Source organism: Niallia alba, from assembly GCF_012933555.1.
In the GTDB taxonomy this organism is placed as follows: Bacteria; Bacillota; Bacilli; order Bacillales; family Cytobacillaceae; genus Niallia; species Niallia alba.
The window spans coordinates 2334573-2355507 of record NZ_JABBPK010000001.1; the positions used below are offsets into that span (position 1 = coordinate 2334573).

The window sequence follows — 20935 nt, forward strand, 5'->3', positions numbered from 1 at the left end:
AAGTTCTCTTCTACCGATAAAGGGGAGAGAAAATGGGATGTACGGTATAGTAGGGGGAATTTTCTATCTTGGAGGTGTAAATGAAATTTTATTTAATAAGACATGGACAGACAGAATGGAATGTAGACGGAAAAATACAAGGTAGTACAGATATAGAGCTAAATACTGAAGGACTTATTCAGGCAGCACAATTAAGTGAAAAAATCCAAAATTTAAATTATCCTTTTTCAAAAATATATTCAAGTCCACAACAGAGAGCCGTTCAAACAGCTGAAATATTGAGTAGGGAAACTGCCATTGATTATGAAGTAAAGGATGGTCTAGAAGAGATTAATTTGGGAGAGTGGGAAGGTCTTTCGTGGAGGGAAGTCCAAGACACATACCCTCAAGAATTTGATCAGTGGTTAAAAAATCGAAAATATACAAAGCCTCCCAAAGGAGAATCTTACCAAGAAATGATAGATCGCGTGTTATCAGCATTAAACAAAATATTAAGGGAAACAAATGAAGATGCTGTAATTGTTACACATAGTGCGGTGATTATGTGTTTACAATGCTATCTAACAAATACACCATTTGAAGAAATGACGAAATTTAAGACAGAAAATAGTTCTATTACAGAGATAGATGCAGAGTTGCTTCGTGTATAGCGCTTGATTAAATTTAGAGAACGGGGGAAATCAATTGGTTCAAAACACACACCAGCAAAATTCGCTGCCTAAACATATCGTTTCAGCGGCAACGGTTGTAATTAACGAAAAAAAGGAACTTCTTTTAATTAAAGGACCTAAAAGAGGCTGGGAAATGCCAGGTGGACAAGTGGAAGAGGGAGAGTCGTTAAAAGACGCTGCAGTAAGGGAAACGAAAGAGGAATCGGGTATTGATATTGAAGTAGTGAAATTTTGTGGGATATTCCAAAATGTAGACTGTTCCATATGCAACACGTTGTTCTCAGCCAAACCAATTGGAGGGAAATTAACTACATCATCTGAAAGCTTAGAAGTGGGATTTTTTCCTATCGAAGAAGCTCTAAAAATGGTAACATATAAGAATTTCAGGAAAAGAATCGAGCAATGCTTGGATGAAAACAGCCAACCTTTTTGTGTAGAGTTTTAAAGGAGCGGCAGAAAAATCACAAAAAAACAAAACAAGTGGGGAATACAAAATGTTTTTACGATATCCAGGAAAAAGGGTATTAATCGTTAGCCATGGTACTTTCATTGGACTGACCCTTAACAAATTCTTTCAACAGTTTTTCAAGACACTTATATAGATAATACTTCCCTTACTATTTTAAATCATTTTGGCGGAAACTGGGAATGTACTCTATATAATTGTACAAAGCATATTATATGATGTCGTTATTTTAGAACTAGGATATTAAATAATAGGAAAAGGGCGGTGAAATTATTTGAGCAGCTACAAAGCAATGCTATTTGATTTAGATGATACCTTGCTTGATAGAGATAATGCGGTAGATAAACTATTTTTCATTATGTTAGAAAAATGTTATGAGGATATTGATGATTCCATAAAAAGGGGAATGCTGCAAAAATTCAAAGAATATGACAAGAGAAGCTATGGTCAAAAGGATAAAACAAAGGTTTTGGCATCTTTTTTTGATGCGTATCCACCGAAATACAGAATACCACACAATGACATCTTAGCTTTTTGGAATAATCATTTTCCGTATTGTTTTGCAGTAAATCAAGATAGGATTAACATAGTAAATAAGATAAAGAGCCAAGTGAAAGTTGCAATTATCACAAATGGCACCGTCCATAGACAAAAAGCAAAAATAAGGAGCACCAATTTACATCATTATTTTGATACAATCATCATTTCTGATGAAGTGGGGATTAGTAAACCGGACAAACGCATTTTTGTACTAGCTTTAAATAAGCTTAATGTGCAGCCAGAAGATACATTATTCGTTGGCGATGACTTAGAAATAGATATTGGTGGTTGTCAAAATACCAATATAAAAGGGGTATGGTTTAATCCACTTAGAATCAAGAATGATACCGAGATTAAACCATTTGCTGAGATTGATTCTTTTGATCGACTATTAAGCTATTTTACATAAGTCAATAAGAGGAGTGCTCCATGAAGGTATCTTTAATTGTAGCGATGGACGAGAACAGAGTAATTGGGAAAGAAAATGATATTCCTTGGAGGATTCCGAGAGATTGGGAGTATGTGAAAAAAATAACTTTAGGGCATCCCATTATTTTTTTGGGGGAAAAACTTCCAATCCATTGGAAAAACATTAAGAAACAGAAGGAATATCGTCTTATCTAGAGATAGAGAGTTAGTATTGGACGGCTGTGAAATGGCACATTCATTAGATGAAGTATTTACATTATGTGAAAAGGAAGAAGAAATATTTATTTTTGGTGGCGAAGAAATATATATAATGTTTCTTCCATATGTAGAATCAATGTACATAACCAAGATTCATGCAGAATTTGAAGGGGACACGTTCTGCCCAAATGTTGATTTAAATGAATGGAAGGAGACATCTGTTACCAAAGGAATAACAGATGAAAAAAATCCTTATTCTTACTATTTTCATGTTTATGAACGCTTGGCTTTTTAAACATTATGTGTGTTGGGTTAAAAACGAAGTGAAATGGAGCGGAGGACGCTCGACTCCTTCCTCCCTGGAGAATCGAGCGTCTGTAGCGCAACGGAACGTCCTAGTTATTACACTTGACTATATTTAAAAACATAGATAACCATCATGAGAAAGTAGCTTTATTTAAGAGCTAAATTAGAGATTGTTCATCTTTACATATTAGTTATTTAGTTTTGGCCCAGCCTCATAAAATATACCTAGTATCTTTTCGCTATCCAACTAACGCCTTTACTTGAATAACTTATACCAGTACAAAGTGGTCTCAATATTTGGATTATATGACTGTTTTAGTGTGTCGACCCCACCTAGTATGAATCCTTGTTTTACATAAAATCTACATGCATCAAGATTATCGTCTTGTGCTTCCAAGGACATTCCGATAAGTTTTCTTTGTTTTGCCCACTCTTCCGCTTTATTTAAGAGCAACTTTCCGATTCCATTTCCTCTATAATCTTTTTTAGTAGCAATGTTTTCAATATAACAAAAACGATTCCAATCCTTCATTATTCTAATTTGTCCTATGCAAGTATTATTCATATAAGCTAAAAACAAAGCTTTGTCCTCTCGATTTATATATTGGCTCCAATCAAGTTTATCATCTGGAAAACGTGTTTCTCTAGTTTCATCAAAAAGAATCTCTTTATATGACCATTTGCCTGATTGTAAACTAGGGACAACTTTACCATACAACTTAAAATAATCATTTGTCTTATTAATATCCTCTATTAACTCATTGTTTAATGGAGAAATAATGATTTTATTTTCATTATCCAAAAATACTCACTTCCTTTTAGAGAAATATTTCTTTAAGAAAAATTAACTCCATTTTATTCAACAATGCTGCATCTTTAGATAAAATTACTATGTCTTAATGTATTGGGACAAAAAGCTAAAGCATAACCCTTATATAACAATAAAAAATGTCTATCAACCTTAACCAACAATTTGGTAGACATTTTTTATGTACGATGGGGATGGGAACCGGTTAAAATTCTTGTGCCCTCCATGATAAAACTATTATCCGTTTACTTAAAAAACAAACCCAAAATAAGCTTCTTCCTGCTCCAAATCCTCAAAATATTTGATTCCCATATACTGAAAGCCGATTTTGCCAAGTATGTTTAAAGAAGCCTTGCTTTCGATACTAGCAGAAGCAATTACTTTTTGAACACTTCCTTGCTCCTCAGCAAACTTCATACATGCAATGGCTGCTTCTGTTGCATAGCCTTTGTTCCAATTGTCTTTTGTAAAATGGAAAATAAGCTCTACTTCGTCCAAAGAATCCTCTATATTAAAGCCAGCTGCCCCAATCACCTGATTAGTAGCTAAATCAACCACTCCGTAAACAGAAAGGGCGAAATCAGCTTGACATTGCTGGTAAAAGTCAATAACTTGAGGAAGTAAGGCAGAGTCAGTACTCCCGCCACAATAGGTCATGACTTCTTCCCTTCCCCAAAACTGTTCACATGCTTCTACATCCTCTAATGTTAATAATCGATAACCTAATCGCTCACTCGTAAAAAGAAACTCCAAGAAAAAAACTCCTTTAATCATTCTATTATTCATTTAACCATTTTAGCGTATGGGAATCATTTTATGCAATTAAATTGAGAGTGGGGAAGTGGAAGAGAGAAGATTAACAAATGGAAAAGGCACAATAGATTACTGTGATCATCCATTGTGCCTTTAAGTATGACGTTATATAAATGAAAGGTCAGAGACTTTCTTCTAATGAATTTTCATACTTCCCAATAGATGCTGTGATGCATTCTGCTAGTTCGGAACAATTTCCCTCAAACATATGAAATGTTAAGGAATGAAGTAAATGATCAAATTGATCATGGGTAGAATCTGATTTGCTCAGCTCTGTAGACCAATTAATTTTAGGGATAGAAATAACAAAAGAATCAGTTGTTTTCATGATATATAATTTCGTATCTTTTAGTCCTAATGGAGCAATATCTTCTAGTAAGGTAATCATTACAACAACCTCCCCCTTTTTTTATTTCCATTATACTCCTTTTTTTCGACGTTTTTTTCCAAAAATAGAAGATTTAAATAAAATGTCAAATGAATGATATGTTTGCAATATAAAAGTGTTTTTTGTATAAAAAAATGAAATGGGCAGTTTGACAAAAAAGAACAACTATTGTATAGTTGATTACATAACTAATCAACCGTTCAACTGTTCAACGTGTGAAGGAAGGAGAAATCCGTGAAAGCTGTTTTTGATGACTCAAAGCCTATTTTTCAGCAAATTTCAGATATGATAGCAAATGAAATTGTGGAAGGGGAGCTTGTAGAAGGTGATCAAATCCCTTCTACGACTGAAATTTCTAAGTTTTACCAAATTAATCGAGCAACTGCGCAAAAAGGGCTTGCAGCATTGGTTGAGGCTGGATACGTATATAAGCAACGTGGTGTTGGCATGTTTGTTGCAGAGGGTGCCAAACAAAAGCTGCTGGAAAAGCGTAAAGAAGACTTTTACAACGAATATGTAAAACCAATGATGGAAGAAGCAAAGCGTATTGAAATAAAAAAAGTAGAATTACTTCAAGTAATTAAGGAGGATTATACAGATGATTAAACTCGAAGATGTGTCGTTTTCCTATGGGAATGTGCCAGCTCTAAAAAATGTAAATATTTCAGAAACAGAACCGATCATTATGGGGCTATGGGGGCGAAATGGATCTGGAAAGACGACGTTTATGAAGCTTTTATCTGGTCTGGAAAATATCGATGCCGGTTCTATTAATGTGAATGGTATAACACCGTATAACAATAAAGAAGCAATGAACAACATAACGTATATTCAAGAAAATCACCCTTTTTCGATTCTTTGGAATGTCGAGGATGCGCTTCGTTTTGGTGCCCTATTTAATAAAAACTGGGATGGAGAGCTAGCTGAACATCTAGTTACTTTATTTGAATTACCAAGAAAAAAGAAAATCAAAAATTTCTCTAAAGGGATGCAAACAATGCTACAAATTGTCTTGGGACTCGCTAGTAAAGCTCCTGTAACCATTATGGATGAACCAACAAATGGCCTTGATGCCTATATGAGAAAGCAATTTTACGATGCACTTCTAGATACGTATGAGGAAGATCCTCGTTTTATTATTTTATCGACCCATCATATTGATGAGATTGAAGCAATGTGTGAAAAGATTGCGATTATCAATGAGCAGACAATTGTACGCTATGAAGAAACGGAAGAGTTGAAAATGCATGGTATTCTATTATCTGGATCAGCGGAAGCGATAGAGCCTTTAATAGAAGGGCAGAGCCTTATAGAAAAAAGAAAACTTGGCAAGCAAATCAATGTGATGATTGATGATGTATTTACGGAGGAGTGGAAAGCAAGGGCTAACAAAGCTGGCGTTACAGTGGAAAAAGCGAAATTGCAGGATTATCTAGTTAACTATACAACGAAAAAAGAGGTGCACAAAGTATGAATACTTTTACTGGACCATTCAAATTAATGATGAGAGAAATGAGCTTAACATTTTATATAAATGCAGCTATTACTTTTGTGCTCTTTGCTTTCTACAATATTTTAGGATTTATTGGTGTTGCAGACGCTGGATCCTTTATCTTATTCGGTCCTCTATTTATTGTCTTTCTCATCTATCCGTTTGCTAATTTTAGTGGATACAAATATATTCTTTCTCTAGGCGGTACTAGAAAACAATTTGTTTTTGCTTTGTATCTTACAGCATTCATTTATGGTGTTATTAGTGTCGTAGTCCTTAATCTATTTTATCTAATTACCAACCATATAAACGGGTCGATTAATCTTTTGCATTTAGCAGAACTCACAAATAGCTCTAATTGGCTTGTATATGTATGGGTAGATTTTTGTTGGCTATTCTTTTTATTCAGTTTAGGGATGATTATCAAAACGATTTGGTTTAATTATGGGACGATTTTATCCCTTTCAGCAGCGACCTTCCTTGTAGTTATCGGTACGATTGTGGTTGTTTTTGGAGATATGGGCTGGTTAACAGAATTGATTTTTACGAAACATCTCCAATTTGTTGCGATTTTGCTTGGAATAGCCATTGTCTTTCTGCTTTCAGCCTATTTATTAATGAAAAATGCCCCTTTAGAAAAAAGCAATCGTATGTTTATTAGACAAAAGAAAGCATTTTAAGCCAAACAATTAGCCAAACAATTTTGTTTGGCTCTTTTCCATTTGGAATAGGGATTTTGGGAGTATGTAGAAACGTTTTCAAGCAAATGAAAGGGAAATGAGAGTCCTATGGCTAAAGTTTTACTTCTCCATTTATCACCGTTAAAAATCTATTATTCCAAATGGACTCATGATGATTAATAATATCATCTGCTTGTAAAACGGAGCCATTAATGGTGCTTTGGGTGTTTGGGAAAAGTAGATTATTTTGAAATCCTAAGCTATAGGCTGCTCTTATAGTAGTATCAAGACAAAATTCCGTTTGTACGCCAGCAAAAATAAGCTGTTCGATTTTCTTGCTTTTTAAATAATCCAAAAGTTCTGTTTGGTAGAACGCATCCCATTTTGACTTTCTGATTATCTTATCGTCAGAGGAAAACAATAGATTTTGATGCAGTTTCCAATCGTCTTTTCCCTCAAAAAGCTCGTCCTGCTCATTGGGATCTGTATGCTGGATAAAGATAACCGGAATGTTTTTTTCGTGTGCTTGCTTGATTAATATATTGATGTTTTGTACTAACTGATTCCTATTAAATAAATAGTTTTGGGGATGGTTAAAGAAAATTTCTTGCATATCGATGATAATAAGTGCTTGTCTCATTAAATAACACTTCCTGTTCGTTTCTTTTAAAGTATAGCAGATGGAAAAGGAGGTCAACAAGGACATTTAATAGATTGGAAGTTAATCTCTACTTGCATAAAAAGTCAGAATTAACGAATATTTGTATGGAACTTTTGATAGAATAGTCTATAATTGAAAATAAGAACATATATTCGTTTTTGGAGGAGGGTTATGGATGAATACATATACTGCTAGTGCATTAAATCAAATAGAAATAGCTTTAAAAACCATAATCGAAATGATAGAGACATTAAAAGAGGCTGACTTACAGCAGAGGCCGGCAAGCAATAAACGATCGATAGGCGAGCTATTAGAACATATTGCCGTAATTTGTAGGGCTGATTTATTGATATCAAACGGTGCGACTCAAAAAGAGATGGCGGAATACTATTCTAGTGTTTCATTAAAAAGCGTCAAGGATGTAAAAGATGCTATTGCCTATAATTATGAAATATTAAAAGATAGCTATAGAAATATCACCGAATCGGAATTGCAAGAAAGGACTACATCTTATTGGGGTGCAACCTATACAAGGTATGAGTGGCTATTAGAAATAGTCGCACATATCTATCATCATAGAGCTCAATTACATACACTGCTTGTTTACTGTTATGGAAAAGACTTGAATATTTTATTATTTGAATAGGCTAGAATCACCAGACATATAGTTGTTAGAAAAAATGAAAGATGAGATAATTAATAAATAAAACACTATTCATCTTGGAAAGTTATTACCAATGAATAGTGTTTTTTGTTTTATTAAAGATAATGCAATGGCTGTAAATAACAGGTATTGGTAATCTAGATTCAAAAAAAAGAAAAAAGGGTAGAAAACTGATAATTATAAAAAAAAGGAAAAGCATAAATTTGTAGTAAAATGAATCATCTAAAGTGTACCACTCTTTAGTATGTGACATATAATTTATGAAAAAGGTGATTTATTATAAAACATTTTTGGAAGCCATTCACATTTTTTGTGACGATCAGCCTCTTTATTTTATTTTTCCGTTATACAGATATTTTGCAGGCGATTCGTCAAGGGGAAATTGATTCTGTCACATCTGTATTTAAAGATAATATTACTTATGCACTTATAGTAAGTTTATTTATAATGATTATTCAAAATAGCTTTACCGTTATCCCGTTAATATTAGTTATTACCCTAAATTTTTACTCGTTTGGCTTCTTTTATGGCTTTTTGTGGAGTTGGTTGTCAAGTGTGATAGCAGCAATGATTATCTTTCTTGCTATACGCTTTTGGTTTCAAGATTTCGTTCATAGCAAAGTCAAAAATCACCAAGATATGCTTGATAAAATCGAACATAAAGGAATGAGATATGTAATCTATGGTAGGGTTTTTCCTTTCTTCCCGACTAGTATTTTAAATATCATTGCAGGAGTAAGCAATATTTCTTTGCGTCCTTTTACCATTGGAACAGCGATAGGAAATTTCTTTTACTTTTTTGTCCTTGCATTAATTCCCTACGGTGTATTCTCCACGAATATTAATCCACTTGCACTAATTATTATCGTTTTGCTGATTACAGGGATTTTCTATTATTTTAATAGAAGAAAGCCGTCCTTTATGGAAAAAGTAAAGGAAATAAAGAAAAGAGCATAATCAAATTTTCCGAAAGGTAGGATTTCTGCTTTTCGGTTTTTTAATTGTAAAAATTATGAAACCATTTCAGAGGAAGGTTCGTATACAAACTATAAGCATAAAGAGGGAGGAATTGAACGATGTTAGGAATTATTATTTTTGTATTTATAGCAATCTTATTGGTAAATATATTTAGTGCTCCTTCAAAAGGAGAGTCGAACGACATAAGTCATTATCATAACATCTATCATTCTCCACCATTTTCAGAAATACCAACAGATGGTCCAAATGCATCTTTCTTCAATGGAGGGAATGATTGTGGAGGTTTTTCCTTTGATAGTGGAGGAGATTGTGGTGGCAGTGGCGGTGGCGAATAAAAAATATCTCCAAAATTTTCTATTTATAAAGAAAAATCGAAACTTTTCTGCAATATCAATCGTCCAATAGTTAAAGAGGAATGAAAGGGGATAAAAACGTTCACATGTTTATGGTGGTAACAATAATTGCATTTATATTTGTTTGTATTTGGGTATTAATGGATACGATATACTTTTCCAAACCACCAAAACCTGAGGTATTATGGAAGAATAACAAAATTCCAACTACAATTGGCTCAAATTGCTGGCAAGGCTCCTTGAAGGGCTCCTGTGTCGATTATGTTTATGCATCTCCTTGGGATATGGGATTGAAAAATGGTTCTGTTCGAGTGGAACCGAATGCAACGATTACGATTGATTTTAATAAAAAACCTTTAGACGGATCATTACAGGTTGCAGAAGTGTTTGAAGATGGGGAAGAGGAATTTATAGAGGTTAATAGAAACAAGATGACTGTTCCTGATAGAAAAGGTATATATGTATATAACATCACTAGTGTTGCATTAATTTATTTTCACTATTAAAAATACTTAAAATGTTCAATTTTATTATTTTATGCAAAGAAAAAGTCCTTTATAATGGATAAGTCAGGTGGTAACCCGTCCAAATCCACTAAAAAAGGACCAACTCATGGACAAGATTACACGAAAAACTTCATTTGGACAATGGTTTTCACCAATAAATCTTCAACTTTTTGAAGAAACCGTGAAAACGTTGAAATTAGATTACTATACGAAAAAACTAAAAACAGACTCATTTCTAAAATTACTCCTTTTTGCACAGCTACAAGAAGTCGAAAGTTTGCATGAGCTAAGCGATTGTCTTTTCGACGACCAACTACAAAAAGGCATTGATCTTGATTCAATCAGTATTTCTCAGCTCTCACGCCGATTAAACGGTATAAATCCAGATTTATTTCAAAGGCTTTTCCTTGATTTAGTCGCACAAATTCATGCAAAAACACATTATACAAAGCTTATTATGCCGTTAAAAATCATTGATTCAAGCACATTGCCACTTAATTTGACCAATCATAAATGGGCAAAGTTCCGCAAAACAAAAGCGGGTGTCAAGTTGCATTTGAGACTTGTGTTTATGGAAAAAGGGAGTTCCTATCCTGAAAAGGCTGTTTTAACAACGGCAAAAGAACATGATCGTGGTCAGCTTGAAATCATGGTTGATGATAAAGAATGCATGTATGTGTTTGACCGTGGCTACCTAGATTACGAGCGCTTTGACCGAATGACAGATGATGGTTACTTTTTTCTTTCAAGGCTACGGAAAAACGCAGTCATACGGGAAGTTTATAATTTTAAACTACCCGAGAATTCAGCTGTTTTGTCAGATCAAATGGTGTTGATTGGTACGACTCAAAACCGTGCTGAAAATTACTTTCGTCTTCTAAAAGTGATGGATTCAAAAGGAAATGAACTGCATTTAATTACCAATCGTTTTGATTTGAGTGCCGAAGAAATTTCAGAGATGTACAAATCACGGTGGGCAATTGAGTTGTTCTTTAAATGGATCAAACAGCATCTCAGCATCAAAAAGTTCTACGGTCAAAGTGAATGGGCGATTCAAAACCAAGTGTTTATCGCACTGATTGTTTTTTGCCTACATGTTCTCGTACAACTTGAAACAAGAAGTAAGCGAAAAACCTTACAAATTAGCCGTTATTTAAGGGCTGCATTGTGGAAACCAGCCCATATCTGGCTTCGAAAGATTGAAGGGAAAGCCATCCCTTAATAAGCAAATTGTTGTTGTCGCACAAGTCTAATTGTAAAAAAAACCCAAATGGATGGAGCCACCTTTGAATAGGTATTTACCTTTTTGGCTCTAAACAAGGAGGATAATCAGACTGAAAATTGCGACAATATTTATGCAACACTAGTGATATAACATCTATGCCAAATGGGATCAAGGAAATCCTAATTATACGTTCTCTATTAAGGTAGAATAGGTTGTCTAACCCCAAGCTGTTAGCGGGATAGACAGCCTATTTTACCGTAAGAAATACATACATAATATTAAATGAAGAAGCAGGGAAGGGAAAGGAATGAAAAATTATCCGATTTTTAATTTAATGATTGCGCTAGTTTTCCTATTATTATTAATTGCGAGTAAGGTATGAGTAAAATGTTTGTGGGAGAATAAATATCCTTTTTGTCTAGTTGGGGGACGAGTCCCCCAACTAGACAAAAAGGCCACCAAGCGAAAGCGCGGTAGCTGGAAAAAATTAAGTATTAAAAAAGAGAGCTTCCTTTTGTAAAGTAGAGTTTGACTAGAACACTACGAAAAGGAGAGGCTCTCATGAATCAATGTAACACAAAAATGCCATCATTAAAAGAATTGGAAAAAACTTTATTTCGAACACTACAAATGACCTTTCAAGAAATCCTTGTTCAAACATTAGAAAATTGGGATCTAGAGATTGCTCAGCAACGAGACAAAAGAAGATTTGCTTTACGAGATAAACGAGAAATACGAGTAGATACAGCGTTTGGAGCAGTGGAGCTGAAGCGTAATTATTATTTCGATCGTGTAACCAAAAAATATATTTGTCTGTTAGATCATTATTTACAGTTTCAAGGGAATAAAGGGTTTAGTCCACTATTAGAAGAATGGGGGCTAGAATTAGCGACAAATGGTTCCTCCTATCGAAAGGCGGTGGAAACGTTCGAACAATTTTTAGGCTATTCGGCGATGAGCCACGAAGCATTACGGCAACATCTTCTTCATACAAGCGTACTTCCCGCTAAGGAAAAACGTCCTTTTCAAAAGGTGTTGTTTGTCGAAGTAGATGGATTATATGTGAAGAGTCAAGAAAAGAAAAAGCGTGGATGGGAGTTGAAATTCGCCGCTGTACATGAGGGATGGAAAGAAAACGGAAAGCGAGTCAGGCTCCGAAATAAAAGGCATTTTCTCTATGAAGAAAAAGAACCCTTTTGGGAAGCTTTTGAAACATTCTTACAGAATCATTATGCGTATGATCCAACCCAAACCTTGCTTATTATTAATGGCGATGGAGCAGGCTGGATAACGGCATGTCGGGAGTATTTTCGGGAACGCGCCTTTTTCACCATGGACCGTTTTCATGTCGCTCGTTCGATGAAGCAACTAATGAAGAGCCATCCTCGATACCGCTACATGAAAAGAGCGTTAAGAAACTACCAGGTAGAAACATTACTTCTAGAGTTGAATAGCGCAGTAGGAACAATGGATACACCAGAAAAAGAAGAAAAACTAGAGCATTTCCTTGCCTTTTTAACGCATCATCAGGAAACCATAAAAGATTACCGTAGTTGGTTACAGGAAAAAGGTGTGGACACGACAGCGTATCGTCCAATGGGAAGTGCAGAGGCGATGATGAATCAATTAGCCAAACGATTAAAGAATGGAAGAGCATGGAGCAAAAAAGGAGTCATGAGCATGGCGCGCTTGTGGATTGGATTGAAGGATGACCTATCCATCCAAACGATATATGGAAAATGGGAAAAAGCCACGGAAAAATCAAAGAAAGAGCATCGACCGAAAAGAAAAATACCCACAAAATTAGTAACAGAAACCGTGCGTCAGAACATGCCATACTTAAATCAAGCGATTGGAAAACCCGTTCACTTTGCCTTACAGGGATTAAAAGGTTTTTAAAAAATGAGAGAATCAACAGTTGGAAGAACAAAACCAATTGGAAAGCGGATACAAACTTAGAGGTTTTACTTTATAAAAAAGGGAGCTAAAAAAACTCCCACAAAAACTTGACTCAATCGCGAGTAAGAAGATATTTGACAATTATTTAGCCGCAGTTATCATTTTTGGCACTTTTTTCTGTATTTATTTAGGACGGTCTATTCTCTATTTAATTCGACATTTTGACACGCAAAAAACAAATCGCATATCTGTCAAAAGGAAGCAGAAATGAACCGGAAAACGATAAATAATCCCTATATAATAGTGGTAAGGATGTGGGATAAGTGACATGGTTGGAAGGACTACAAAAAGCATTGAATTATATCGAGAAAAACTTAGAAGAAAAGCTCGAAATCGAAGAGATTGCACGTGTTGCGAATGTATCTGCTTTTCACTTTCAACGCACATTCGCCATCCTTACGGAAATACCAGTAGGGGAATATATTAGAAGAAGACGACTGTCGATAGCTGGGCAAAGCTTGCTTCAATCAAAGGAAAAGATTATTGATATTGCTTTTAAATATGGATATGAAACACCTGAGGCTTTTACAAAAGCATATCGCAGGCAGCATGGTATTACGCCGAGTGAAACGAGAAGAGGCATTGGCAGTCTGAAAATATATAACCCACTCGTCATTCAAGTACAGCTGAAAGGGGCAGAACCAATGAAGGTAAAAGTAGTAGACAAAGAGGAATTTACAATTGTCGGTATGAAAAAGTCTTATTCCTTTCAAGAAGATGAAAATCTTCGCGAAATCCCTAAGCTCTGGGAAGAGGTAAATAAGAATGGAACAGTGAACGAGCTTTTGATGTTATCAGTAGGTGAAGTGCCAGGCGTACTTGGTGTTTGTGTAGACCAATCGGAAGCTAGCGGGAAAAATATGGATTACTGGATAGCGGTTGCTACTGAAGAAAAGTCAGCAAAATACGACCAGCTTATCATTCCAGCATCCAAATGGGCAGTTTTTGAAGTACATGGACCAATGCCACATAGTATGCAAAACGTTTGGAAACAGATTTATTCGGAATGGATGCCGACCAGTACTTATCAACAAGCAGGCTATATCTCCTTTGAACGATACACAGACGATGATCCATCAAGTGACAATTGCTATTCGGAAATTTGGATTCCAGTAAAATAATAAAAAACCGATGGAATGACAATGCTAGTAGGCATAAAGTCAGATTCCATCGGTTTTTTTATTGGATGAACGGATTTTTTGGTGGGAGGGAAGAGGCGATTGGCGTTTAGATGGGGGATGAAAACTATTTTTCAGAGAAGGGAAAAGTGGCGTTCATAAACAAAATGAACCACCTTTGCAAGTGAAACTAAGTGAACAAAATCATTCATAAGAGGCGCGACTCTCACTTTTTAGAAAAAAACAACGTCCATAACTAAAACCAATCCCCATTCTTCAGAGAATAATAGAATAATCTTCTCACGCTCTCAATCTAAAAAAAATTTAAGAAAAAATTAAGCCAACTCTAGCATAATAAAGCTACATTACAGATAGGAGAGATGAAAGTGAAGAAAATTCAACATTGGATAGGTATAATTGCGATGTTATTCTTATTGGTTCAATCAACAATTGGGGTTGAAGCATATGTAAATAGGGAAGAGCCTTCTGAGAGAATGGGCATGTTGGGACAACCTCCGACGGATGCAACTGCCTCAGCAAATACAAACATAAATTCAAATACGAATACCAGTTCCACAGAAAATAATGGTTTTTCCATGGATAATCAAAATGGCATGGCGCCGTTTAATGGAATGGAAGGAAGAGGCGATGCTCCGATGGGGAACAATGGAAGTACTGCAAGTTTAGTAGGTTACATTACTGGGATAATCCTTTCACTTGGCGGATTAGTAGTAACTTTCCTAAGCAGGCGAAAAAACAAACAAATCATTACAGAATAATAGCAGCAAGTAGAAAAAGCAGCAACTAGATTCTATTCTAGTTGTTGCCTTTTTTTTCAATCAATAAAAGGGGTAATTTCCGTAAGTAGAATAAGCTGGATTATAGCCATATGGTTGAGCGTAAGAAGGGAAAGTTTGACCATAATTCCAATGCTGTTGATGAGTAGTAGGAACATGATGGAAAGGAGTGATAATTAGTGGATTACCCGCAGTAAAGCCACCTGCTGGCGTAACTGCACCAAGAGGAATAGCTCCAACTCCTACTGCTCCATGACCTACGCCTCCAAAACCACCAACTCCAACTGGTCCAACAGCACCTATATGTCCACCGAAAGCTCTATTTTGAGAATTCATTATTATTTCACCTCCCTCAATACTATATGTAAATGGAAAAGAAAGGCGCTTGCCCCTTTTTAAAAATAAAAAAAGTATTGGATTCTTCCGAAAAGTGTGTGTATAATAAGAAAAAATATTGAAATTCGTTGAAAAAGAGAGTAGCTAATTGGAAAGCAATAGCGAATTAGGGATGGTGGAAGCCTAATGTGGAACAATTAGTGAAACGCACTTTGGAGATATCATTCTGAATGAAAGTAGGAATGATCGGTTACAGGCCGTTAACTGATTTAAGTGGTTATGCAAGTAACAATTAGAGTGGTACCGCGGGATTTTGAGCTCTCGCCTCTTCGTTTGGAAGAGGTGGGGGCTTTTTATATTTCATAAAAGGAGAATATTGATGAACATCCAATCTGAAATAGCAAATGTATTAGAAGCATACTTGGATTTACCAAAAGAAACGATTGAACAGCTGTTAGAGAAACCGAAATTTGCGCATTTAGGAGATATGGCTTTTCCATGTTTTACCCTAGCGAAATCAATGCGGAAAGCACCACAGCTTATTGCTGAGGAGATTGCTGAAAAAATAGAGTCCCCACTTATTGATCATGTGGAAGTAGTAAGTGGCTATGTCAATATTTTCTTCCATCAGCCAATAGTGGCCGCTAAAGTAATGGAGGAAATTCTTGATCAAAAGGAGCATTATGGCGATTTCCCGAAAGATAAAGGAGTAATGACAATTGATTTGTCTTCTCCTAATATTGCAAAGCCTTTTTCAATGGGCCATTTACGTTCGACGGTTATCGGGAATGCACTTGGACTAATCGCGGAGAAAAATGGCTATACCCCCATTCGCATTAATCATCTTGGGGATTGGGGGACACAGTTTGGTAAATTAATTGTTGCCTATAAACGGTGGGGAAAAGAAGAAGAAGTAAGAAAAAATCCCATTAAAGAATTATTAAAGCTATATGTCCTTTTCCACGAAAAAGCAGAAGAAGATCCTATCTTAAATGAGGAAGGGAGAAAATGGTTTAACTATTTGGAACAGGGCAATGAAGAAGCTACTAAACTTTGGAAATGGTTTCGGAAAGAATCTTTAGAAGAGTTTAATAAAATTTACCAGCTCTTAGGAATTTCATTTGATTCAAATGATGGCGAAGCGTTTTTCAATGACAAGATGGACGCGGTTGTCGACATATTAAAGGAGAAACAGCTTTTAGTAGAATCAGAAGGAGCACAGGTGGTGGAGCTTGAAGAGTTCCCTCCATGCTTAATCAAAAAAAGCGACGGAGCAACCCTGTATGCTACACGGGATTTGGCCGCTGCGATCTATCGTCAGGAAAACTACCAATTTGTTAAAAGCTTATATGTGGTAGGCAATGAGCAAACACTCCATTTTAAACAGCTCTTTCAAGTATTGGAAAAAATGGGCTATGATTGGGCAAAAGGGATGGTTCATATTCCATTTGGCATGATGCTGAAAGACGGCAAGAAGATGTCTACAAGAAAAGGAAAAGTTGTTTTATTAGAAGAGGTACTTCAAGCAGCAATCGAGTTGGCAGAGAAAAATATTGACGAAAAAAATCCCTCTCTTGAAAAGAAAGAAGAAGTAGCGAAGCAAGTTGGAACAGGAGCAATCATTTTTCATGATTTAAAGCACTATCGTTTAACAGATATAGAATTTTCCTTACAGGATATGCTTAAGTTTGAAGGAGAAACAGGTCCCTATATCCAATATACACATGCAAGAGCATGTTCCTTATTACGGAAAGGACAATTTTCCCATCCAGCTAGCATAACTTCCTTACAGTGGGATCATGTTAGCTTTCCGATTGTGAAAATCTTAATGGATTTTCCAACAAGTGTAGAAAAAGCCATCGAGCATTATGATCCTTCTGAAATCGCCAAGTATGTTATCGACTTAGCGAAAGCATTTAATAAATATTACGCCCATGTTCAAATATTAGAAGAGAATGAGGAGAAACAAGGGAGACTTTCATTGGTATATGCTGTTACACTTGTTTTAAAAGAAGGTTTAAGATTGTTAGGCATTTCCGCTCCTGAAGCAATGTAGCTGATTAAAGAGGAATCAGTTTGGCTAAAATAGGGTATAGCTCGATAAAAATGCATTTGTCATAAAACGTTCACAGAATAGACACAATAAAAGCTGTTTTTTCTTTGAATGGAGTTCCCCTATTTGTTATGATGAAGGAGGTTAACACATAAGTGATAGTGTTAACCTCTCTTTATGAAATCAGAAAAAAGTAAAGGAGACTTAAAAATGATACATAATAAGAAATTATTATCTGTACTAGTTGCATTTGCAGCTGTCTTTTTCATTGCATTACCAGTTAGTGCCCATGTGACAGTGAATCCAACTCAATCGACTACAGAGGCTTGGGAAACATATGAAGTAAGAATTCCTGTTGAAAAAGATATTGCTACAACAAAGGTAACAATTAAAATTCCAGAAAATGTGGAATACAAAATGTATGAGCCCGTTGCTGGTTGGAAGACAACTACAACAACGGACGATAATGATAAAGTTGCTACAGTAACCTGGGAAGCAGACTCAGAAGAAACGGCAATTAAGCCTGGAGAATACCGAGTTTTTACATTTAGAGCCCAAAATCCTAAAGAGCCTGGCGATATTGCCTGGGATGCATTCCAATACTATGCAGATGGCAGTATTGTAGAATGGACAGGAGACAGTGACGCGGAACTACCTCATTCCATTACAAGCATTGCTCAATCCAATGCAACGGTTGATAGTCATGGACATAGCCACGGAACGGATGAAGCAACAGATGACACTGCAGATGACCATCATGCTACAGACGAAGATACCGAGCATTCACATGAAGGTACCAACACAAATACTATTCTTTCAATTATCGCGATTGTTTTATCAGTTGTTGCAATTGTATTGACTTTTATTAGAAAAAAATAAGATCATAAAAAGGTTCATTTCCTTAGGGTAAGATAAGCTTCTCGGGAATGGCCTTTTTTTATTTGAGGCATAAAAATCTATCTGCATTATAGCAGATGGATTTTGAACTTTTGGAAGGCATAGTAGAGATGGATGAAATCTATTTCTCTATTAGTAATCGGCAGATTATAAAAAAGAGTTTGGATCAAGCAATAGGTTCCAAGCTATCCATTCAAAATGCTCTATGTACAGATATTAGGCGGAGTTAAGAACAGGTTAATTCAATAATCGGAAGGAAAAAGGGATATAGAAAGGGAATATTTGATATATCGGATTAAATAAAGGAGAGAAGGCTATGAGTAAATCATTTATTGAACAAGTACATTATATTAGAATTCCTGTTAAGGATTTAGAACTGTCTACAAAATGGTATAGAGATGTATTAGGGTTCCAGTTACTAAACAATACAGAGGAACTGGCAATTTTAAAAGTAAATGAAGGACCTTTTTTACTTATCTTAGTACCTACAGAAGATGAAACATTTGCACATTTTACAATTGATAATGAACAAGAATTTAGCATTGGCTTTACAAGTCCAGAATTATCTGAATTTCATCAACACTTAATGGAAAATCAAGTTAAGGTCGAGGATATAAAAGAAGATAATGGTCACGCCTTTTTCCACTTCTATGACCCAAATGGTAATAAGCTTCAAGTACACTGGTAAGATTATAATAAGAAATTACTTTCTTTCATTAACAGTTGTTTTATCGGAATAAGAACGGGAACGTCCAAATCAGACGTTCCCATATTTTTTGCATATAAAACAACAATACTATTTAACAAAGCCTTTTTTTTAATAGGAGATAAAAATTTTAAATAAGATAATATATTGCGCATGTTAAGCAGAACTACAATAAAAAAAGGAATTACTATGCAAAATAGATTACGGTATATTTCCATTGTTTATCTAGTTCTATTATCTGTAGGTCTTTTCGCTCATGTTGAAATAATTCCAGGAGTTTTAAAAGAGACGCGTGGATTAGTGTCCTACTAGCATTCTTTGTTCTGCCACTTTGGGTATTGTTGCTTTATAAAATTATTACAATTGTACATACGGACTCTTTCATTAAAATAGTAAAACAGTATAGTAACTCGGCTCAAAATTAATATGGATGAACGGTGTTAAGTTCTAATTTTAGGTCAGACTCTAATGAAATGATAAAGCAAATGAAGAAACAACTTATCGAGGAGATTTATAGCTCTTTTGAAAAAAAGTAAGGAAATTGGCGGGGATATATATCAATTTGAGAATTACCTTTATCGATATCACTGGGACATATGGAAATCCAATAAAGAAGAACAGTTTCCGCCTTTAAGCATCGATGCTATTCATATCAAAGTGAGAAATTTTAAAAGTGTACCTAAATTCAACTCGAAATATCAATAAATAGTCTCCAAGAAATTTGATGAGAAAAAGGAAGAATGGATAAGACAAGCTGCAAATTTGTAGCTTGTTTTTTGTGGAAAATGATGAATGGACTGGTACAATTATTTTCCGAATCTTTAAAAATTGATTGCTCCGATATCAAACGAGAATGTATGATTATACAAACAGCCTGAAAATAGAATGGCTTAAGTTATCCATTACTTTGTAATTATTGAGGAGACATTGTATGCGTTTATTTCGTGTTTTAATTGTTTTGCTTTTTTGTACACTTTTGATAACATTCGATCAAAAAACGGAAGAAGAAACGTTGATTTATTCCTTCCATCATCCTGAAACGAATCAAGTATTTCATATAGTGCATGTTTATAAGCTATATGAAAACTATGAAAAAAGGATAGAAAAGGATTCTACTATACCAATAGAGCAAATATTTGAAGAAGAAGTAATTGAACCTGTTTTCGAAGCATGCTACCAAGATGGGGAATACTTTGAAAGAAGCGGGAAAACATATTCAGTCGAGCCTCCGGAAGACATGGAACTAGTTAACGCGATTATAAACACAATCGATGAGGAAAAAACAAATAAGGCTATTAAAGAAGCATTAATAGAATCTGCAAATTATATTCCATCAAACAAAGCGACGAATGTATGTATATATCCAACTCGATATGATCCTGATTTACCGCAAATGGTAACCGAAGGCACAGGGAAAATAAGTGTTCTTTACACGCTATTTTTCGATGAAGAATTTTTGAAGGTTGGAATCGCACATGAATACCATCATAGTGTGTGGACGGAAAAGTATTTTAATAGAGAAAGCGCGGATACAATATTGGATATTTTAATTTTAGAAGGAAAAGCAGTTATGTTTGAAAACATTGTTTACCCTGGTAATTCATATGAGAATCCAGACTATCCTTTTCTTACAGAATATTGGGGACTAGTGGAGCCAGAATTAAATTTATATGATGCATACCGTGCCTATGAAATAATCTATGGCGGGGACGACCTTCCAGATGATTATGGGTATAGCGCGGGATATCATTTAGTGAAAGCTTATTTGGACACACACTCAGAGCTCACTCCTGAAGAATGGACAGAGCTATCTGGAGAAGAGATATATGAGGATGGAAAGTATATGGAGCTCTATTAGTAAAAAAGGAAAGCACTATAACTGTTTATAGAA

Annotated in this window: 23 protein-coding genes, 2 pseudogenes and 1 other annotated feature; of the genes and pseudogenes, 20 read left to right on the forward strand and 5 right to left on the reverse strand. The window is 35.2% G+C overall.

All coding sequences use genetic code 11. The annotated features are described in order from the left end of the window. Window positions 1–80: 80 nt before the first annotated feature. The 4 genes and pseudogenes from cobC (at window position 81) to HHU08_RS11110 (ending at window position 2599) form a co-directional block, all read left to right on the forward strand. Window positions 81–650, forward strand: coding sequence for an alpha-ribazole phosphatase (gene cobC / locus HHU08_RS11095; RefSeq protein ID WP_169188447.1), 570 nt, complete (start codon window positions 81–83; stop codon window positions 648–650). A 34-nt stretch (window positions 651–684) separates the two neighbouring features. After that, window positions 685–1116 (forward strand): NUDIX hydrolase, encoded by a 432-nt coding sequence (locus tag HHU08_RS11100; protein WP_169188448.1) that lies wholly within the window; start codon window positions 685–687, stop codon window positions 1114–1116. A gap of 313 nt (window positions 1117–1429) precedes the next feature. Further along, the gene (locus HHU08_RS11105) at window positions 1430–2086 is read left to right on the forward strand and encodes an HAD family hydrolase (protein WP_169189661.1); all 657 of its coding nucleotides are present in this window, start codon (window positions 1430–1432) and stop codon (window positions 2084–2086) included. A 20-nt stretch (window positions 2087–2106) separates the two neighbouring features. Beyond that, window positions 2107–2599 (forward strand): annotated as a pseudogene (locus tag HHU08_RS11110) (dihydrofolate reductase). A gap of 267 nt (window positions 2600–2866) precedes the next feature. Here HHU08_RS11110 and HHU08_RS11115 read toward each other — a convergent pair. The 3 genes from HHU08_RS11115 to HHU08_RS11125 form a co-directional block, all read right to left on the reverse strand. Continuing rightward, complete coding sequence (locus tag HHU08_RS11115; protein WP_169188449.1) at window positions 2867–3412, reverse strand: GNAT family N-acetyltransferase; 546 nt, start codon at window positions 3410–3412, stop codon at window positions 2867–2869. Window positions 3413–3667: 255 nt separating this feature from the next. Beyond that, entirely contained in the window at window positions 3668–4171 is a 504-nt protein-coding gene (locus HHU08_RS11120; protein ID WP_169188450.1) for a GNAT family N-acetyltransferase, read from the reverse strand. Window positions 4172–4352: 181 nt separating this feature from the next. After that, the gene (locus tag HHU08_RS11125; protein ID WP_169188451.1) at window positions 4353–4619 is read right to left on the reverse strand and encodes a YueH family protein; all 267 of its coding nucleotides are present in this window, start codon (window positions 4617–4619) and stop codon (window positions 4353–4355) included. 234 nt (window positions 4620–4853) lie between these two features. On the opposite strand from HHU08_RS11125, the gene HHU08_RS11130 reads away from it, so the two are divergent. The 3 genes from HHU08_RS11130 to HHU08_RS11140 are packed head-to-tail and all read left to right on the forward strand — an operon-like array spanning window position 4854 to window position 6791. Beyond that, the gene (locus tag HHU08_RS11130) at window positions 4854–5225 is read left to right on the forward strand and encodes a GntR family transcriptional regulator (RefSeq protein WP_169188452.1); all 372 of its coding nucleotides are present in this window, start codon (window positions 4854–4856) and stop codon (window positions 5223–5225) included. Continuing rightward, window positions 5218–6093, forward strand: a complete 876-nt coding sequence (locus HHU08_RS11135; RefSeq protein ID WP_169188453.1) for an ATP-binding cassette domain-containing protein — start codon at window positions 5218–5220, stop codon at window positions 6091–6093. Before HHU08_RS11130 ends, HHU08_RS11135 begins: the two co-directional genes overlap by 8 nt. After that, the gene (locus tag HHU08_RS11140) at window positions 6090–6791 is read left to right on the forward strand and encodes a hypothetical protein (RefSeq protein ID WP_169188454.1); all 702 of its coding nucleotides are present in this window, start codon (window positions 6090–6092) and stop codon (window positions 6789–6791) included. The genes HHU08_RS11135 and HHU08_RS11140 overlap by 4 nt, the downstream gene beginning before the upstream one ends. Window positions 6792–6903: 112 nt before the next feature. Here the strand turns inward: HHU08_RS11140 and HHU08_RS11145 are convergent, their stop codons facing one another. Continuing rightward, window positions 6904–7431 carry an isochorismatase family protein gene (locus HHU08_RS11145; RefSeq protein ID WP_169188455.1) on the reverse strand — a complete coding sequence of 176 codons (528 nt, stop codon included), beginning with the start codon at window positions 7429–7431 and terminating at the stop codon, window positions 6904–6906. Window positions 7432–7627: 196 nt separating this feature from the next. Here HHU08_RS11145 and HHU08_RS11150 point away from each other — a divergent pair, with 196 nt between their 5' ends. The 8 genes from HHU08_RS11150 to HHU08_RS11185 all read left to right on the forward strand — a co-directional run bounded on the left by HHU08_RS11150 (window position 7628) and on the right by HHU08_RS11185 (window position 15034). Then, entirely contained in the window at window positions 7628–8098 is a 471-nt protein-coding gene (locus HHU08_RS11150) for a DinB family protein (RefSeq protein ID WP_169188456.1), read from the forward strand. Between the two features lie 330 nt (window positions 8099–8428). Next, entirely contained in the window at window positions 8429–9073 is a 645-nt protein-coding gene (locus tag HHU08_RS11155) for a TVP38/TMEM64 family protein (RefSeq protein ID WP_169188457.1), read from the forward strand. 119 nt (window positions 9074–9192) lie between these two features. Further along, a complete protein-coding gene (locus HHU08_RS11160) occupies window positions 9193–9429 on the forward strand; it encodes a hypothetical protein (RefSeq protein WP_169188458.1) in 237 nt (78 codons plus the stop codon). A 104-nt stretch (window positions 9430–9533) separates the two neighbouring features. Beyond that, a complete protein-coding gene (locus HHU08_RS11165) occupies window positions 9534–9953 on the forward strand; it encodes a hypothetical protein (protein WP_205835605.1) in 420 nt (139 codons plus the stop codon). 106 nt (window positions 9954–10059) lie between these two features. After that, entirely contained in the window at window positions 10060–11175 is a 1116-nt protein-coding gene (locus tag HHU08_RS11170) for an IS4 family transposase (protein WP_016201461.1), read from the forward strand. 564 nt (window positions 11176–11739) lie between these two features. Continuing rightward, complete coding sequence (locus HHU08_RS11175) at window positions 11740–13077, forward strand: ISLre2 family transposase (protein ID WP_169188460.1); 1338 nt, start codon at window positions 11740–11742, stop codon at window positions 13075–13077. 323 nt (window positions 13078–13400) lie between these two features. Next, window positions 13401–14258: an AraC family transcriptional regulator gene (locus HHU08_RS11180; protein ID WP_169188461.1), complete on the forward strand. Its 858-nt coding sequence runs from the start codon at window positions 13401–13403 to the stop codon at window positions 14256–14258. A 383-nt stretch (window positions 14259–14641) separates the two neighbouring features. Next, window positions 14642–15034, forward strand: coding sequence for a hypothetical protein (locus tag HHU08_RS11185; protein ID WP_169188462.1), 393 nt, complete (start codon window positions 14642–14644; stop codon window positions 15032–15034). Window positions 15035–15094: 60 nt separating this feature from the next. Here the strand turns inward: HHU08_RS11185 and HHU08_RS11190 are convergent, their stop codons facing one another. Further along, complete coding sequence (locus HHU08_RS11190; protein WP_169188463.1) at window positions 15095–15388, reverse strand: hypothetical protein; 294 nt, start codon at window positions 15386–15388, stop codon at window positions 15095–15097. Window positions 15389–15507: 119 nt separating this feature from the next. Further along, window positions 15508–15720, forward strand: a binding site (T-box leader). A gap of 47 nt (window positions 15721–15767) precedes the next feature. On the opposite strand from HHU08_RS11190, the gene argS reads away from it, so the two are divergent. The 5 genes and pseudogenes from argS (at window position 15768) to HHU08_RS11220 (ending at window position 20902) form a co-directional block, all read left to right on the forward strand. Beyond that, a complete protein-coding gene (gene argS, locus HHU08_RS11195) occupies window positions 15768–17444 on the forward strand; it encodes an arginine--tRNA ligase (protein WP_169188464.1) in 1677 nt (558 codons plus the stop codon). Window positions 17445–17651: 207 nt separating this feature from the next. Then, window positions 17652–18320, forward strand: coding sequence for a YcnI family copper-binding membrane protein (locus tag HHU08_RS11200; RefSeq protein WP_169188465.1), 669 nt, complete (start codon window positions 17652–17654; stop codon window positions 18318–18320). A 334-nt stretch (window positions 18321–18654) separates the two neighbouring features. Continuing rightward, window positions 18655–19026 carry a VOC family protein gene (locus HHU08_RS11210; protein ID WP_169188467.1) on the forward strand — a complete coding sequence of 124 codons (372 nt, stop codon included), beginning with the start codon at window positions 18655–18657 and terminating at the stop codon, window positions 19024–19026. Window positions 19027–19551: 525 nt separating this feature from the next. Continuing rightward, a pseudogene (locus HHU08_RS25935) lies at window positions 19552–19749 on the forward strand (Ger(x)C family spore germination C-terminal domain-containing protein); the annotation flags it as partial. Between the two features lie 226 nt (window positions 19750–19975). Then, entirely contained in the window at window positions 19976–20902 is a 927-nt protein-coding gene (locus tag HHU08_RS11220; protein ID WP_169188469.1) for a DUF2268 domain-containing putative Zn-dependent protease, read from the forward strand. Window positions 20903–20935: the final 33 nt, after the last annotated feature.

What these genes read in the sequence shown, in the direction of transcription:
- cobC (WP_169188447.1), top strand. Translation starts at nt 81, where the DNA reads ATGAAATTTTATTTAATAAGACATGGACAGACAGAATGGAATGTAGAC.
- HHU08_RS11140 (WP_169188454.1), top strand. Translation starts at nt 6,090, where the DNA reads ATGAATACTTTTACTGGACCATTCAAATTAATGATGAGAGAAATGAGC.
- HHU08_RS11105 (WP_169189661.1), top strand. Translation starts at nt 1,430, where the DNA reads ATGCTATTTGATTTAGATGATACCTTGCTTGATAGAGATAATGCGGTA.
- HHU08_RS11190 (WP_169188463.1), bottom strand. Translation starts at nt 15,388, where the DNA reads ATGAATTCTCAAAATAGAGCTTTCGGTGGACATATAGGTGCTGTTGGA.
- HHU08_RS11160 (WP_169188458.1), top strand. Translation starts at nt 9,193, where the DNA reads ATGTTAGGAATTATTATTTTTGTATTTATAGCAATCTTATTGGTAAAT.
- HHU08_RS11145 (WP_169188455.1), bottom strand. Translation starts at nt 7,431, where the DNA reads ATGAGACAAGCACTTATTATCATCGATATGCAAGAAATTTTCTTTAAC.
- HHU08_RS11150 (WP_169188456.1), top strand. Translation starts at nt 7,628, where the DNA reads ATGAATACATATACTGCTAGTGCATTAAATCAAATAGAAATAGCTTTA.
- HHU08_RS11220 (WP_169188469.1), top strand. Translation starts at nt 19,976, where the DNA reads ATGCGTTTATTTCGTGTTTTAATTGTTTTGCTTTTTTGTACACTTTTG.
- HHU08_RS11135 (WP_169188453.1), top strand. Translation starts at nt 5,218, where the DNA reads ATGATTAAACTCGAAGATGTGTCGTTTTCCTATGGGAATGTGCCAGCT.
- HHU08_RS11165 (WP_205835605.1), top strand. Translation starts at nt 9,534, where the DNA reads ATGTTTATGGTGGTAACAATAATTGCATTTATATTTGTTTGTATTTGG.
- HHU08_RS11125 (WP_169188451.1), bottom strand. Translation starts at nt 4,619, where the DNA reads ATGATTACCTTACTAGAAGATATTGCTCCATTAGGACTAAAAGATACG.
- HHU08_RS11200 (WP_169188465.1), top strand. Translation starts at nt 17,652, where the DNA reads ATGATACATAATAAGAAATTATTATCTGTACTAGTTGCATTTGCAGCT.
- HHU08_RS11210 (WP_169188467.1), top strand. Translation starts at nt 18,655, where the DNA reads ATGAGTAAATCATTTATTGAACAAGTACATTATATTAGAATTCCTGTT.
- HHU08_RS11175 (WP_169188460.1), top strand. Translation starts at nt 11,740, where the DNA reads ATGAATCAATGTAACACAAAAATGCCATCATTAAAAGAATTGGAAAAA.
- HHU08_RS11170 (WP_016201461.1), top strand. Translation starts at nt 10,060, where the DNA reads ATGGACAAGATTACACGAAAAACTTCATTTGGACAATGGTTTTCACCA.
- argS (WP_169188464.1), top strand. Translation starts at nt 15,768, where the DNA reads ATGAACATCCAATCTGAAATAGCAAATGTATTAGAAGCATACTTGGAT.